General features: G+C 62.3%; 10 protein-coding genes. 3 read left to right on the top strand and 7 right to left on the bottom strand.

Going from position 1 to position 15,876, the window contains the following annotated elements:
* Window positions 1-33: 33 nt before the first annotated feature.
* The gene (locus tag HMPREF2129_RS07530) at window positions 34-435 is read right to left on the bottom strand and encodes a tRNA (cytidine(34)-2'-O)-methyltransferase (RefSeq protein ID WP_232218122.1); all 402 of its coding nucleotides are present in this window, start codon (window positions 433-435) and stop codon (window positions 34-36) included.
* 84 nt (window positions 436-519) lie between these two features.
* Here HMPREF2129_RS07530 and HMPREF2129_RS07525 point away from each other — a divergent pair, with 84 nt between their 5' ends.
* Genes HMPREF2129_RS07525 through HMPREF2129_RS07515 form a run of 3 tightly spaced genes read left to right on the top strand, consistent with a single transcriptional unit; the run spans window position 520 to window position 2,657 of the window.
* Window positions 520-1,380, top strand: a complete 861-nt coding sequence (locus tag HMPREF2129_RS07525; RefSeq protein WP_034664986.1) for a bifunctional methylenetetrahydrofolate dehydrogenase/methenyltetrahydrofolate cyclohydrolase — start codon at window positions 520-522, stop codon at window positions 1,378-1,380.
* On the top strand, window positions 1,364-1,726 hold the full coding sequence (locus HMPREF2129_RS07520) for a DUF3017 domain-containing protein (RefSeq protein ID WP_198021537.1): 363 nt from the start codon (window positions 1,364-1,366) through the stop codon (window positions 1,724-1,726). Before HMPREF2129_RS07525 ends, HMPREF2129_RS07520 begins: the two co-directional genes overlap by 17 nt.
* 31 nt (window positions 1,727-1,757) lie before the next feature.
* Complete coding sequence (locus HMPREF2129_RS07515; protein WP_034664970.1) at window positions 1,758-2,657, top strand: DUF1266 domain-containing protein; 900 nt, start codon at window positions 1,758-1,760, stop codon at window positions 2,655-2,657.
* Between the two features lie 26 nt (window positions 2,658-2,683).
* On the opposite strand, the gene metX is transcribed toward HMPREF2129_RS07515, so the two are convergent.
* The 6 genes from metX to HMPREF2129_RS07485 form a co-directional block, all read right to left on the bottom strand.
* Window positions 2,684-3,826: a homoserine O-acetyltransferase MetX gene (gene metX, locus HMPREF2129_RS07510; protein ID WP_034664968.1), complete on the bottom strand. Its 1,143-nt coding sequence runs from the start codon at window positions 3,824-3,826 to the stop codon at window positions 2,684-2,686.
* A 20-nt stretch (window positions 3,827-3,846) separates the two neighbouring features.
* Window positions 3,847-5,190, bottom strand: coding sequence for an O-acetylhomoserine/O-acetylserine sulfhydrylase (locus tag HMPREF2129_RS07505; protein WP_034664964.1), 1,344 nt, complete (start codon window positions 5,188-5,190; stop codon window positions 3,847-3,849).
* A 156-nt stretch (window positions 5,191-5,346) separates the two neighbouring features.
* The gene (locus tag HMPREF2129_RS07500) at window positions 5,347-6,870 is read right to left on the bottom strand and encodes a hypothetical protein (RefSeq protein ID WP_034664961.1); all 1,524 of its coding nucleotides are present in this window, start codon (window positions 6,868-6,870) and stop codon (window positions 5,347-5,349) included.
* Window positions 6,867-10,250 (bottom strand): DUF5682 family protein, encoded by a 3,384-nt coding sequence (locus HMPREF2129_RS07495; protein WP_052092986.1) that lies wholly within the window; start codon window positions 10,248-10,250, stop codon window positions 6,867-6,869. Before HMPREF2129_RS07495 ends, HMPREF2129_RS07500 begins: the two co-directional genes overlap by 4 nt.
* Window positions 10,247-11,347, bottom strand: coding sequence for an ATP-binding protein (locus HMPREF2129_RS07490; RefSeq protein ID WP_034664959.1), 1,101 nt, complete (start codon window positions 11,345-11,347; stop codon window positions 10,247-10,249). The genes HMPREF2129_RS07495 and HMPREF2129_RS07490 overlap by 4 nt, the downstream gene beginning before the upstream one ends.
* Entirely contained in the window at window positions 11,344-15,822 is a 4,479-nt protein-coding gene (locus tag HMPREF2129_RS07485) for a hypothetical protein (RefSeq protein ID WP_156959259.1), read from the bottom strand. The genes HMPREF2129_RS07490 and HMPREF2129_RS07485 overlap by 4 nt, the downstream gene beginning before the upstream one ends.
* Window positions 15,823-15,876 lie beyond the last annotated feature (54 nt).

Raw genomic sequence — 15,876 nt, 5'->3', positions numbered from 1 at the left:
CCAGGTGTCAGATCTTTCACCCGGAGCGCAGTGTCACACCCCGCCCGGGAAACCCAACTGACGCCACGCCTCATATGTAGCCACGGCAGCGGAGTTAGATAGGTTCATCGATCGGCGTCCCGGTAGCATTGGGATCCGTAGCTGGTCGGTCACGCGCTCGTGGTGGGAGTGGGAACGTGGCAGGCCAGTGGGCTCGGTTCCGAATAGCAGCGCATCCCCAGGTTGGAAAACCACATCGGTGTAACGGTGGGTAGCGGAAGTGGTGAAGGCATAGATGTTGCCGCGCATAAGCGCAAAACAGCTGTCGATGTCATCGTGGACCTCAACGTGTGCGAGGTCGTGATAGTCAAGCCCCGACCGGCGCAAATGTTTGTCATCCAGTAAGAACCCGAGGGGCCGCACGAGGTGCAGGGTGGCACCTGTGCCCGCGCACATGCGGATGGCGTTGCCGGTGTTCGGTGGGATGACGGGGTTGTCGAAGATCACGTGAAGCACACATCGAAGTCTAAGATGGTGGCCGTGACTGCGATCAAATTGGATGGAAAGCTCTACCGCGAGGAGATTTTCGCGGATCTTCAAGCGCGTGTCACGCGCTTGAAGGATGAACACGGCATCACGCCGGGTCTGGCCACGGTGCTGGTGGGTGAGGACCCGGCAAGTCAGAATTACGTGCGAATGAAGCACAAGGATTGTGAGCAGCTGGGCATCGCGTCGATCATGAAGGAACTTCCTGGCGACTGCACGCAGGAAGAGCTCGACGCCGTGATCGAGGAGCTGAACAATGATCCGGCTGTGACTGGCTATATCGTGCAGCTGCCTTTGCCGAAGCACCTGGATGAGAACCGCGTGTTGGGCCTCATTGATCCGGACAAGGACGCGGACGGCCTTCACCCGGTCAACCTGGGGCGCCTCGTGCTCAATGAGCCGGCGCCGCTGCCGTGCACCCCGAATGGTTCACTGGCGCTGCTGGAGCGTTTCGGCGTGAACCTGGACGGTGCGATCGTGTGCGTCATCGGTCGCGGTGTCACCGTGGGTCGCCCGATTGGCCTCATGCTGACCAAGCGCGACGTCAACGCCACCGCCGTGCTCTGCCACACCGGCACCAAGGATCTCGCTGCGGAGACGCGCCGCGCGGACGTGATTATCGCGGCCGCCGGCAAGCCCCACATGATCACCGCCGACATGGTCAAAGAAGGCGCCGCCGTGCTTGACGTCGGAGTTTCGCGTGTCGACGGCAAAACCACCGGCGACGTCCACCCCGACGTCTGGGAGAAAGCCGGTTGGGTCTCCCCGAACCCGGGTGGCGTTGGTCCCATGACCCGCACCTTCCTGGTGCGCAACATCGTGGAGCGTGCCGAGCACCTTGCCGACGCACAGTAACAAACCGTCCGGGCCGGGTGCTGCGCCCCCGCCGAGCCTGGACAACCCGCACGACATCTACAACCCACCATCAAAGCTGCCTCTACGTGTGCAGCAGGTGATGGTGGCGTTGTTCGTGCTCGGGTTCGTGGTGGCCACCCTGTTTTCCGTGACGGAACACTGGCGCCGTGCCACCTTCACCCTTGGCATGGCCATGCTGTGGCTCACCGCGTGCCGCCTGACTTGCGATTCGCAGGTGATGGGTTTGCTGGCGGTGCGCTCCAGGCGTTTCGACGCCATCTTCACCGGAGTTACGGGCGCCGCCCTCGTCTGGCTGGCGGTGTCGGTGGACGCCCTGGGTAGCTAGCTGCCCCTGCTCAGTGCGGTAGCCTCGAGTCATGTTCGGCTGGAATAAGAAGAAGAAAAAGAAGAAAAAGGGCCACTTTTCCATGCGGGGAGCCATGGCGCTCGGATTGTCGAAAAATTACGACGAGCACATGGACTGGGCGATTGAGCCCGGGGAAATGGAACTCAACCATGTGGAGACAGGGGCGCTTCCGATTGAAGGTGGCCTGGCAGTCTCGCTCATGATGCCGTTTGGCGAGTCCGAAAAGGCACCGATGGATGCGCCTCCGCAAGTGATCACGCCGCAGGCGGGCCCCGATCAGCAGGCGGCATACGAGCATTTCAAGATGCTTCTCGCCCAGGGGTGGGGGATCAATACCCCGGATGACCTGCTCGACGTGGTCTCATCTTTGTTGGGCGACCCAGGCGATGCGGAGTATGAGGTTCTACGTCCTTATATGCAGCAGCTCGCCGATCTTCCTTTCGAGCAGCGAGACGATGCGGTCCCGCAGATCATTGAGGCAGCGGTGGCTGACCTCCGGGACACCGAGATCCCAGAAGACTTCTTGCGGGAGCGGCTTGAAGTCTGCCTCGACCTCTACACTCAGGAGCACAACGAGAAGCTGATCCCGCAGAAGCTTCCGAGCACCCTTGCGGGGTGGGATATTGGGCGCGCTTCCCGCGTAGCCCGAATCGGGTGCATCATCGGAATGATCGATCTGGACCAGTACCTGCACATTTCCTCTGTTGCGCTTGCTCTCACCCGGGAGTATTCGGAGAGTTGGCGCGACCATGTGGACCAGTACCTACTCGGGCGCGCGAAGTGGCAGGAGATTCTCGATGAAGAATCTCTGGACTACCGCGACATGATGTGGGTGCGGTTGAACCACCCCGATTCAGTGTGGTTCAAATACCCGCTGCACGGCGACTACAGGACAGAGCCGAACGCCTAGACCCGCGCATTCGTACTGGTGGTGGGCTAGATCTCGTAGTTGCCGCGCTGCTTGGCTAGGTCCGTCGCGGACGGGGTCTGGTCAGCCAGCGCGATGAAGTTGCGCAGGATGTGGCCCATCTGGCGGGTCTCTACAAGGAAGGCATCGTGGCCGACGGGGGAGACGATCTTGTTCATGGCCAGCAGGTTGCCGATGTTGCGCGACAAGTGCTCCTGCTGGTGGAACGGATACAAGATGTCCGTGTCCACGCCCACGACCATGGTGGGCACGTTGATCTGGGCCAGTGCGCGGTTGAGTCCGCCGCGGCCGCGGCCAATGTCGTGGCGGGAGAGGGATTCGGTGATGGTGACGTATGAGCCGGCGTCGAAACGCTTGACCAGCTGTTCACCTTGGTGGTCGAGGTAGCTTTGCACGGCGAAACGCTGGTGTTCGTCCCGGTGAGTACCCAGGGGGTTTTCGCCGGGTTGGGCCATGGTGCCGAAGCGCTCGTCGATTTCCTGCTCGCCGCGGTAGGTCAGATGCGCGATGCGACGCGCGGCAGCCAGGCCCGCGTCAGGGGAGGAACTGGTGCCGTAGTAGTCACCGCCCTGCCAGTCCGGGTCGCGCACGATGGCGGAAATCTGGGCGGTTTGAATCCCGATCTGCCAGGCTGATGCACGCGCGGATACGGCGATGACGCAGGAGTAATTTGCCCAATCGGGGTACATGAGCGTCCATTCCAGGGCGCGCGCACCACCCATGGAGCCGCCGATGATGGCGTGCATGCTGTTGATGCCCAGTGCTTCCAGGAACGTTGCTTCGGCGCGTACCTGGTCGCGGATGGAAATGGCGGGGAAGCGGGATCCCCATACGCCGCCGTCCGGGTGCTCGCTCGAGGGGCCTGTGGAGCCGGAGCAGCCGCCGAGGACGTTGGTGCACAGGATGCAGAAACGGTCGGTGTCCAGCGGTGCACCGGGCCCGATGAGATCGCCCCACCAGTCAGCCACATTCGAATCACCGGTCAAGGCGTGCTCGACCACGATGAGGTTGTTGCGGCCATGGGGGTCACCGCTGAACTCGCCCCAACGCTGGTACGCGATCTCCACATCGTGGATGACCGCGCCGGCTTCCGTGGTCAGGTCGCCGATGCGTTGGGTGGCTAGTTCACCTTCGGGTGGGAGAGGGATCATGCCGTTTATCCGTTTGCCGTTTATCCCTTTGCTGCGTTTAGCGCAGCAAAGCCAAGTTCGAGGTCAGCGATGATGTCTTGGACATCCTCGATGCCGACGGACAGGCGGATCGTGCCCTGGGTGATGCCGGCGCGCTTCAGACCTTCCTCGTTCGACTGGGAGTGCGTGGTGGACGCCGGGTGGACAACGAGGGAGCGGACGTCGCCGATGTTGGCGAGGTTGGAGTGGAGATTGAGGGCGTCGATAAACGCCCATGCTTGCTCGCGTGCGGTGGCGGGATCGGAGGCGGCGAGGTCGAAGGAGAGGACCGAGCCGGTGTACTTCAGGCCGAGCTTTTCCTTCGTGGCGTAGTGCGGGGAGGACGGTAGGCCCGCGAAGTTGACGTGTGCGACTTCGTCCTTGGCAGCCAGGTACTCGGCCACCTTCAGCGCGTTCGCATTGTGCTTTTCGACGCGCAGCCCCAACGTATCAATCCCCTGCAGCGTCACCCACGCGTTGAACGGGGAGATCGCAGCACCGGTGTCACGCAGGATGCCGGCGCGGGCCTTCACGGCGAAAGCTGCGGGGCCGAGGTCGGCGTAGACGAGGCCGTGGTAGGCGGGGTCCGGGTTCACAAAGTAGGGGAAGACGGGGTCGCCGGCGCGGGTGACGGTCCAGTCGAAGGAGCCGCCGTCGATAAGCGCGCCACCGAGTGCTGCGCCATTGCCGCTGTAGAACTTCGTGGTGGACACAACGACGATGTCCGCGCCAAGCTCCAACGGCCGGACCAACGCGGCGGTGGCCATGGTGTTGTCCACGATGAGCGGTACCTGGTTGCGGTGCGCGACCTCCGCGACGGCTGGGATGTCCAGGATGTCCGCGATTGGGTTGCCGAAGGTTTCGCCGTAGAACGCCTTCGTGTTCGGCTTCACGGCTGCCTGCCAGCTCTCCGGATCATCCGGGTTGTCCACGAAGCTGACTTCAATGCCTAGGCGGGGGAGCGTGACCTCAAAAAGGGTCTCCGTACCGCCGTAGAGGCGCGGGGAGGTGACAATGTGGTCGCCGGCGCTAGCCAGGTTCGTAATAGCCGCGACCTCAGCCGCCATGCCCGAGGCGAAAGCGACGGCTGCGACACCGCCTTCCAGGGATGCGAGACGGTTCTCCAGCGCCTCCTGCGTCGGGTTCGTAATGCGAGTGTAAATCGGGCCCGGATTAGTCAGGGCGAAACGGTCATGAGCGTTCTGGGTGTCCTCGAAGACATAGGACGTGGTCATGTAGATCGGCTGGTTGCGGGCCCCGGTATCGGAGTCGACGTTCTGACCCGCGTGGATGGCGCGGGTGTCAAAGGACCAATCATTAACGGCAGTGTTGTTGTACTGAGGCATGCCCATAAAAGTAGGAGTCACCCGTGGGGGCGGGCAAGCAGTTGTAGTGTGGTCGGTTCGTGCAAAATATAAAAAATTGGACCAAGCTGTCTATTTAGGTGCTGGGCCAGCTTGGAACAGGTGAATTTAAATCGTGCGTAGCGGGTGAAAAACCAGTCAGCACACGGCGGCGATAGCCAACCAGCGGCGAGGTACATCGTGTGGGTCGACCGCAGCCGCGCGGGCGAGTTGTTCCAGGAGATCTGCGCGGTGGCCACTGGCGTGGGTGCGAAGCCATGCGGCATCGGCCATAAGGCGCTCACGATTGGTGCCGGTGACCGCGCGGCGGCCTTGCCGGGCTACAGCATCGCGCCAGCGACGCAGCACGGTGGCTGGGTCTACTTGCGCCATGGACACTGTGGTGGGTGCTATGTCTTGTGGTACGCCGAGCCAGTGCACATCCGGATCGTCCAGTCCCGGAAAGACCCAGGTGCCTTCATGGCCAATACCGATGAGGATCCACGGGGAACGCCCAGGTTCTTCTGGGCGGCGCGCGCGGAGGCGCAAGTGGACGGTCACGCCCACCGCGCCGGCCATCACCCTCAAGGCAAGGTGGCCGAGCTGCTCCGCGGCGAGCGTGACCTGGCAACGCAGCGGGCCGTCCTCGGTGTGGAACACCATGACGGGGTGCAGGCCGTCATCCTCTAAGCCTTCGATGACAGCGTCACCGACCCACCAGCCTTCTGCGGGCACAGCAGCCTCAGACGGGGTGCGTGCGCTGGCACGGATCTTAGCGCCACGCCCCAGCCGGCCGTCGGCGGAGGCGGTGGCGTTGTTGATCAGCACACCGCTGCGCACAATGTCGTGGTGGGTCATTCCAAGATCTGCTAGCTCAGTGCCACCCCAGTACGCTTGCCGTACCAAAGCACTATCGCCGGGGGTCACGGTGGAAAGCTGCCAGACGCGACCATCGTGTTCGTCGATGAGGTAGGTGATCACACCGGCGTAACCGGAGGCAGTCACTACTGGCTCGCACGCCCACCCGCGCAGCCGCAAGCTGCCCACCGGACGGTAGGCGCGCCGTGCGGTGCCCACGGCTTCAATGCTCAGCGTTCCGGTCTCATGTCCATGCTGGAGCCTGTGGGTGGTCAATGCGGCATCAACGAGCGTTGAAATAGTGGCTTCGGTTGTGCGTCCGTCTGCGTTGCCGAGCTCGCCGTGCAGTCGAGCAAAAGCCGAGGCCAACAGTGGGAGATGGTGTACCCGCCCGGCGGACACGATCCGAAGCACAGCAGCCCGATCAGCGGCGGTGAGACCACCGAGGCCACGGTCTAGCAGCCCCATCAGGCATGTTTGCGCAAGGGAGACGGTGACACGTTGGTCGTCTGTCAGGGACAGCGGCTCTGGAGTAGATTCAGCAGATTCAGCGGGCTCAGCAGATTCCACAGGTTCCACCGCCACCGACGGGCACGCGGTGAGAACCTGCGCGATGTGGAGACATCGCGGGCTGAGCAGGCAGTCACACTCCGCACCATCAGGCGGGGTGAGTGTCACGGTGGCGGTGCCAACGGTGATGGTGGCACCTGCGATAGTCCAACTCTCGGGCGTCGCATCCCCGAGGCGTTTCTGGAGGCGTCCGGGCAGCGTCTCGATGGTGGCGGCGACGAAGGCTGGGTCCATGCCGGGCAAGGTAGGGGTCATTGTTGCACCTGCTCTGCTACCCAGCGCGCCAGGGCCGTTGGGGAGACGGCGGAAACGGTCATGCCGGCGCCGACGAGCTGCCCAGTAATCGCTGCGTTGTAGCGTGCCTGGCCGGTGTCGTCGAGAGCAGCGCAGCCAAGTAGTCGCACACCGGCTGAGTTGAGGGATTCAGTGCGGGCGAGCAGTTCATCAACGGAGCCGCCTTCCTCAAAGTCACTGATCACTACCAGCAGTGTGCGTGAGGGGACGGTCACGCGTTCTTGCGCAATAGCCATTGCGTGGGCGATGTCGGTGCCACCGCCCACTTGGATTTCCAGCAGGAGGGATAAGGGGTCTGAAACATGCTCACTTAAGTCAATGACCTGGGTGGAGAAAGCGAGGAATGTCACCGATAACGCGTCCACACCAGCCAGGATGGAGGATGTCAGCGCGGAAAAAACTGTTGACGGCTCCATCGACCCCGACACATCCACCAGCACGATCACATGCCACTCCGACCGCCGGGCAATTGGCTGCCGGAAGATCGGCGTGGCCAGCACGAGCTGGGGCGTACCGTCCGCGCGGGGCACCGTGTGCCGCAGGTTACGGCGGATGGTGCTCACCGGATCTAAGCGTGACGAGGTCCGCGTGCTCGGCCGCCACCCCTGCAACCCCCGCAAGGCTGGACGGAGTTGGTTGGCCAACACCTGGGAGAGCTCTGCAACCATGCGGTGCAAAATCGGGCGGAGTCGAACCAGGGTGGATTCGGGTAGACCGCCGGCAAGGGTGAGCATGTCATTGAGCAATTCCACCGAAGCGCGCGGTTGCGTGCCCGTGAGTAGGTCGATGGCGAGTGGGTTGCGGCGACGCACTGCGGTCGCGGCGATGTCTTCGCGGACCTCGTCGCCAAAGAGTGCATCCAGCTCCTCAGCCCATTCACGTGCGGTGGGGTAGGGCGGCTCCAACCCGCCACGGCCACCCAGGCTGGTGGCTGTGGAGCCTTCCCCTTCGCCGCTGCCGTAGAGCTGGTCGAGGCTGCGTGCCAGGCGGCGCTGCGTGGGTTCGGTGAGCTCGTGGCGGCGCCGGCCGAGCACCAAGGCCCACCGTTGTGTCGGGCTCAGTGCCATCGAGGTGAGTCCTAGCCGCTGGAGGCGCTCCCATGCGGAGCGGTCTTCTTCCGCCCACCGGCCAAGTTCCTCAACCGGTACGTCAGTGGGCAGCACCCGGTCAGCGCCCACGGCTACCAACAAACGTTCCCGCTCCGCAGCAGACAACGGATCAAAGCCGGCACGCAGTGCGGGTAAACGCGCGATGAATAGGGCTTCTTCGAGGTCTTCGGTGCCGTGGCGGAGGTCGGTGAGGAGGGAGGAGACGTCGATAAGCAATTCAGGGCTGGAACTGACAAAACCTGTCAACCAGCGGGACAGTTCTCTGCGTGCGGTGGGGCCTGCGGCGGCGCGGATGCGCGCGGCAAGGGTGGGCAGACCTTCTGGTTGCGCGTCAAGGCGGTACAACAATGCGGTGGCGGCGCCTTGCATGAGCGGGGACGCGTCTGTGGCAAGCTCGCTCAGCGTGTGCATAAGCCGCAGCCCAAGATCGGCGTGGCGCAGTGCCACAAGCTGGCCCAACGCGGTGGCATCGCGCGGATCATCACTGCCGGCAAGCCCGCGGACTTGGGCGACGGCGGCGCGAACGAGAATGTCAACGACTTCAGCGATCGCGCCACCACGCCCCGAATCCAGCATCCCCGCCACGGTTCCTTCACTCATGGCCACCAGCGCGGTGAGTGCTTCCGCCACGGTGTCCACCCCGGCGCGAGCCGGCAGAGTGGTGGAGGCGGTGTGGAGCCACCAGTCGAATTCCTCGAGGAGGCCAGCGGCTGCGGCGTCCTTCAAACCCGCGATGAGCGCATCAGGGTCATCTGTGGCGGACGAGCGGCGTGCGCGCAGCCTCCCCTCCGCGGCCTGTTCCACCGTGACACCGTAGATGGCGGCGCGGGCAATGCTGGCGTCGGTGGCCACATTGTGCAGCACGTCCCAGCGCGTGCTTACCGCTTGGGCGCCGCCAACGCCCACGACGTGGTCCGGCACGGCGTACACAATCCCTGCGGTCCTGCAGCGCTGCAAAAAGATCTCGCGGCGGGTATCCAGACTTATCTGAGGCGTAGATGCTTGTCTGCGCAGCGGCTCCAACGTCATCGTCTTTGATTCCTCACCTGCGCCGGGTAGCCGCAGCTCCTCAACGTGAGTGCGGAAGTCCGGTGCCAGCCCGGATTCCGGTGTGCCCGGCGCGAGCTTGCCTTGATGCGTGCCCACGAGCACATCTTGGGCAACGCGGGCAACAGCGCGGCCGCGTCCGAGCACATCGCCTTGGGCGTAGACGGATGTGCATGCCTCCAGTAATTCGCGGCGGCCGGGTGCTGGCAGGCCACGCAGGGCGGCGAGGTCGAGGGCCATGCGGTGGGCCTCGCGGATCTCGCCTGGACCGGCGGGATGACCTGTATCGCGCAGCCCGGAAGCGATGCGGGTGAGAAATGTGGCTACCGCTTGTTCAAAGGCGGCTCGATCGTCCCCATGCTTGAGCATCGCCTGCTGCCAGAGGGGATCGCGGATGCCTGCCGGGTAGCCGGAGCGGGAATCGAGCAGGGCATGGGAGTAGGGGACCAAGCTCGCTGTGGTCTCGCCGCGTTCGTGCTGGCTGAGCAGCGTCGCATCGGCCTTCTCGTTGTCTCTGATCTGCTCCTCGGTGAGCGCGGGGCTGTGCCACGCACCCGTCACCGCCACGATGCGCGGTCCGTGCGTGGCGCGGGCGCGACGGATGCCTTCACGCATCGATGCTTCTCGGGCTGCCGTGCGCGCGTCAACATGTTGGTCGCGCCGGTAGGCCAAGCCGAAAGCGAGTGCGCTGCGACGTACTGCATGCGCCCTCGCTTCAATGGAGTGCACCTCGACGAGGCGGTCCCAGACATCATCGTGGTGTTCGGCACGCACGTAGGTGTCCAGAAACTCGCCCACACCTGGGGCTACCTCGCTTGTCGACGTTTCCGGCGCCACCCCCGGGGACGCATCCGCGCACACCACCGGCACATCATGCGCGTGCGCCCAACGCAGCGCGACCAGCTCCGGGCTGAAGTCCGCCAGCGGCCAGAAACTGATCCCTTTGTCCTCATCGGCGAGGGCAAAAGCCAGCGGTGCCACCGCCTTGGGGTGGGCGATACACTCGCACCACGGCGTGGCCTCCGCGGGCATTTCCAGCACTAGCGCATCGGGCTGCGCGTGCGTCAGAAGCTCTGGGAGCACGCGCGCCAGGGACGGCGAATGGTGGCGCACCCCAATGAGAAATACCGGGTCGCTGGCCAGCTTGTCGACGTCCCCCGCCAGCCCCACATCATCCTTCCTCATGCGAGTTCGTCGCGCTGTCCCCACAAGGTACGCCACGGGGAAGCGCCCTCGTTGGCGCGACGGTGAACAACGGCATCCCAGTAGCCACGCAGGCGGTCCGCATCAGCCGGATCATCCTTACGGACAACGCCGAGCAGGTGCCCAGCAAGGTCACGCAGCCCATCCGAGCGTGCGGGGAAATAGGCAGACGCCAGGGCAATCGAGGTGCTCACGGAGACGGCTTCGGCGGTGGAGAGCACCGTCGTGGGTTTCTCCACCGGCCAGCCTTCCCGGCTCACACCGGCGCGCAGGTCCCGGAAGGCGGTGACGAGGACTTCAACCACGACATCGTCGACAGGCGTATCCACCTGGGCTGCTTCCAGCGCACGCTTGGTTTGGGCGGTGACCAGAGCGACTTCCGCGTCCAAGTCCGCGATGGGGTGGACCGTTTCAAAACTGAAGCGGCGCTTGAGCGCAGCACTCATTTCAGAAACACCCCGGTCACGCAGGTTCGCTGTGCCGATCAAGCCGAAACCTTCGGTGGCGGCTACGGACATGTCACCGAGTTCAGGCACAGCAATACGGCGTTCAGACAATAGTGACACCAACGAGTCCTGCACTTCCGGCAGGCAGCGGGTGATCTCTTCAATCCGGGCAATCTTGCCGTACTCCATCGCGCGCATCACCGGGCTGGGCACGAGCGCCTCTGGGGTCGGCCCCTGGCCCAAAAGCAAGGCGTAGTTCCAGCCGTACCGCAGATGGTCCTCCGTGGTGCCGGCGGTGCCCTGCACCACCAGCGCAGACGTGCCACAGATCGCTGCCGACAGGAGCTCCGAGAGCATCGACTTCGCTGTACCCGGTTCACCCACGAGCATGAGCCCGCGCGAACCAGCCAGCGTGATCACGCAACGTTCCACCAGCGCGGGATCACCCACGTACTTCGGCGCAATGGTGAGCTTGGAACGCCCCGCTTTCAGGTCAGCGCCACCCATAATGAAGGTCACCACCGCACGCGGGGTTAGCCGCCAGCCCGGTGGGCGGGCACCGGTATCCCAACGCTCCAAAAACTCGAGCTCATCGGCGTAGCGTTCCTCCGCCAGCACGACCTGCTGTGTCATCGGCGTCTCCTTCGGGTGGTTTTCAATTCAGCGAATTCAGGCGCATCGTCGCCTTGGGAGCGTTCCCAACATGCAGCGAACCACTCCGGTGGTGGTAGCGGTGAAACCGGTATCTTGAACGGGGTTGAGTAGTGGCCACTATCATCCGTGGTTTCCACCTTAAACGCGCTTGCCTTCCACAGCTCAATGGGTGGTTCTGGTGCAGTGTTGTCGATCCAGCCGCCTTTGAGGAAGAATTCACGCCCGGAGCGGGGCCGCTTGCCCGTGGCAACCAGATCAGCGGCAACAAGCTCTTTACCAGCGCGAGTGATGTCGGCTTTCTTCCAACTATTCCAGCGGCGCACGTTTACATCCGTGGGATCAGACCACGCCAGTAGTTGCAGGTAGTAGCGTGCAGCATCCTCGCTGACGTTGTATGTGTCGGCGACTGTGGACACCAGGTCGGGCACAGAAACGAGCGGATCGCGCGGTTCGCCTTCCCCGGATTGTCTGAGCCACGCGGCGTAGGCGGTCAGAGTCCCGCGTGCGCGGTACATAGCTGCGGAGACCACCATTCGTTCGTAAAACGTTTCTTTCGTCCGTTCCAGCGCTAACGCGAAGATGGGGTCGTCCGGGTCGGAGACATCACTCAGGTCGACGTAGACCTTATCCAGACTGGGGAGCTGCTCAAGGGTCAACCTCCCGGACTGGAATATTTGCTCACTCTCATCACCAGGTGTGCGTTCCGGCACGCCGACGAGGGGACGAAGGGTCGGATTTGACTCGCTTGGCGGCTCGGAGGCGATACAAATTTTGCTGATACCCCGCGGAGTTGTGTGCAGCTCCTCGGCGTAATCCGCCAAGGAAGCACGCAAGGGATCCGCAAGATCTAACTCGGCGGCTAGCCAAAGCAGCGATGGCACTTCCAAAGCCCAGGTTGACTTCTGAGGGGAATCATCCTCGTCGTGCTCGCCGGCAGCGACGAGCTGCACGGCGCTTTCAGGAAATGTCTTTGGTATTCGTTCAGCAATGTGAGCAGGGAGTTCCGGAAGATATGTGGGACCGTGTTCGGACCAATATTGCGTCATGGACGTAACATCTAATCCGCAGGTAAGCAGGGTACTGGCATCTTCGGGGACACCTTCTGCCAACACACCGAGGAAATGTTCTGTGTAGAACTCCAAATGTTGGCGTGCGGCCTTTGCTTCTGCCACCTTCAATCCCATGGCGGTGCGCAGTTCTTTGGGCAGGAAGTTCACCTCATATGCGCTGAAGTTGGGGAAGCCCGCCATGAGCAAGTGCGCATCCGCTAGTGGCGCTCCAGTTGCAGCGGCGAACGCTTCGCCTGCCTCCGGTGACCATGGCCGCCGACCTTCGGCATTAATCTGGTCGATCAGAGCATCAAACACCGGCTCTAGGTCGGTGCGCGAGGGGGGAATTTCCTCGCGGTGGACTGGTTGAACAGCTTTCCCATCTTTGGTGACGGGTTCAGTACTGTCGGCGCGCACAATGTTATAGGTATCTTCGAGCGACCGGTATCCGCGTTCGAGAGCCTGGGGAGGCAGTTTGATGCCACCCATGGTGGAAAGCAAGGGAAAATCATAGGACTCTAACACCAGGTTTGTCGCTGACAATGCACCTGCATCGCGCAGTACCGTCCAGAGTTCCTTCAATGCTTGGACTTCCTCTGCGGTGCGGCCAGGGACCGCCGCTAGAGCAAGAAGAGCATCACCGTGGCCAAGAAGGTACATCCAGTCGTAGGTGATCAAACGCATACGTGACTGATCCCTAAGTGGGGGTACGTAGAGTTCGTGTAACCCGAGCTTTCTTGTGTCCCTCCAAATGTCCATGATGTCGAATTTTTCCAGGCGGAATTGTTTGCCGAATTTGAGAAGATGCCGCTGCCGCGCAAAGGTTGGGGCCGGGGTGAGCTGTTCACCCGAAGCGTCTGCTGCTTCTTCCGGCTGTGGCCAGGAGCGCGCGGCATCATGCACGAGGCGTGCAATGGAGTAGCGCAAAACTGGATCTGTCAGATCAAAAAGGTCACCCACGGCGCCGCAGAGACCCTTGCTGACGTTCTTGGTGTTCTCACTGCGTGCGTAGTCCACCAGTGGGCGCACGTCATCGGCGGTGAGAGACCGCAAACGACGACTCACTGCGGCATCGCGGATACGGGTGTGGTGCCACCACATGTCGCGTTTGAAACTGATACCGCGCACTGGAATTGGGCGAAGGTTTTGCGGATCGAGAACCGTCGAACCAGCAAAGATCCACGTACCACCGTCTGGGCGACGCAGCGCGCCCCGGACAGATGCGGCATCGCTACCCGTGATGGTGTATTCGGTGCCATCCGCATCTACAAGTAGGCAGAAATCTGGGTCGTCCGGACGGGTGAATACTGCATGCCGGTGGTACCCATCCGCGGTGGAGAAGGGGGAGCCAGCGGTGACATCTGTGACCGGTCGATGTTGTGAACGCCGCGGATTAAGCACAAGGTCCGGATGCCGGCGGCATTGCTCTTCTAACCAGTCCGGCAGTGAAGCACGACCCTTCTTGCCGGTGGCTGGGTCGATCTCCACTACCGTTGTGCCGTCGACAAGCCAGATGCGTTCGCCGTCCACAAAGAAATGCTCACTCCCGCTCGCCCACGTTGAGTGGCCGGGGCGCATGATCACACCGGCACCGAAAAGTCGCCCACCAGGAACCGGAACGGATGCGTGTAATTCGAAATTGCCAAATTCGTGAAGGGTAGACACCTTGGCTTGAGGGGATTGCGGCCACCACACTCGCGGGTTATTCGTGTGGTAGGTGGATAACCCAAACTGGCCGTCAACTTCTTCCACGCCGAACACTGATTCACCCGTCCAGTTAGCAATAGGGGTAGCAGTACGTCCGCGGAGATAGGTGATACCGGAGTTCTGTTTTACAAAGACACCCGGCCAACTATCAGTGCAATCCATCCAGGTTTGGAGTTTCTGGGGTTCCCCGTAATCTTTCAAGGTTTGCTCTAGCTCAGGCCATCCCAGTTCATCGGGCAAACCTTGCCGTAGCGATTCGGCGACTGGGGCCGCGAGGTCACGGTGAATCGCTCGGGCACGGTCGAGGAGCGTTTGGAAATCAGCATCCCTGACGTGTTCGAATCCGCGAAGGAATCTGGTGTTGCGTGAAAGAAGATCAAGCGGCGGAATTCCGGCTTCGAGCTCCTCCACACGTTCAGCAATCAGCTCTAAGAGTACCGGCCTCAGGTGTGGGTCCGCGGCGAGGACATCCATCACCTCCGGATATTCGAGCACATTCCAGACGCCTGTGGCCAGCTCAACCCGCAGGGATGTGTCTGCGGCAAGATGGGGGAGAGGATCACGCGATGGAAGACGGGCCCATTTTTCAAGATCGATCCGTGCAAAAGAACTTGGATGAGAAAACTCGAATGAAACCCCGGAGGCCACAACGCTTTCAACAACCCCAGCAGGCAGAAAACGAAGAGCACCGTGGGGGAAAGGCACCTGTGTGAGGCCAGCGTGGGGGAGGATCTGAGTAAGCACTGAGGCCAGCTTCTTTGATCCTTCTTTGGACCACCCTTTCCACCTGGTTTCGAACAACAAAATGCGCGGGATGAAATCAGGGTGGTTGCCCTGCTTCACCACGTCGAGAGCACCGGTTTTTTCTAGCACATCCAGCCATGGATCAGTGTCCATACCGCGTGGACTGAACGCGAGAAGACGGTCCATGAGTGCGGTATCTTCTGCGACAATCCGGGAGATTGCTTTGCCGTAGTTTCTCCAGAAATGCGCGCCGGCGTGCTCGATCGAGGGGGCGACAAGAAGTTCTTGTGCAAGGCGGGCTTCCTCATCCGCGACATTCAGACCCGCGACAGTAGCAAGCCCAGCCAGCTCCTTTTTCATGCCGGCATGTGGCGCAAGACCAGCACGTATCCGTTCCACACACAAGGTGCGGTAGGTCTGGTACGCCTCCGCAGGTGCCATGCTCTCAGCGAGACGTTTCGCCTCGTTGCTCAGTTCCTTGGTGCTCAGCGCCCCCGCGTAGGCGAATTCTTGGACGGCGGCGAGGTGCCGGTCTTCGTCGATAAGCAAGCGGTGACGCTGCTCAGCCTCGCGTGCAGCCGTGAACATTTGCGCAGCTAGCCGCGCATTATCGGCGGCGATGAGCATGCGGCCAGCCTCTTCCAGGAATGTGGGAAGGAAGTGCGGTGCGCTGTTGTCGAGCTTCGTTGCAAGCTTATCGACGCTCTCCTTAAAACGCCTCGGCTTCGTTCTAGCCAGCCGCCCAGCGCGCTCCAAGTCAGCGATGAGGTTGAGTGCGTGCTGCGCATTATCCGGATCGGTGAGGATCGGCCAGGCCGGAAACCCAATCGCCCGGCGGCGGGTATGGCCGACATTCACTCGGCCCTGGGGAATGAGCCCGGTGACACCGAGGGCGATATCCTCAGCGTCCACCAACGCTTCCGGGATGAGGCGAACGATGCTGTGGTTTGTCAAAACCGGGTGGGTATAGCTCGCCGCGATAAGGGGAACGGAATTTTCAGTTGGCTC

The sequence above is a fragment of the Corynebacterium tuscaniense DNF00037 genome (assembly GCF_000759055.1).
Lineage (GTDB): Bacteria > Actinomycetota > Actinomycetes > Mycobacteriales > Mycobacteriaceae > Corynebacterium > Corynebacterium tuscaniense.
This window is presented reverse-complemented; position numbering and strand designations above follow the sequence as displayed.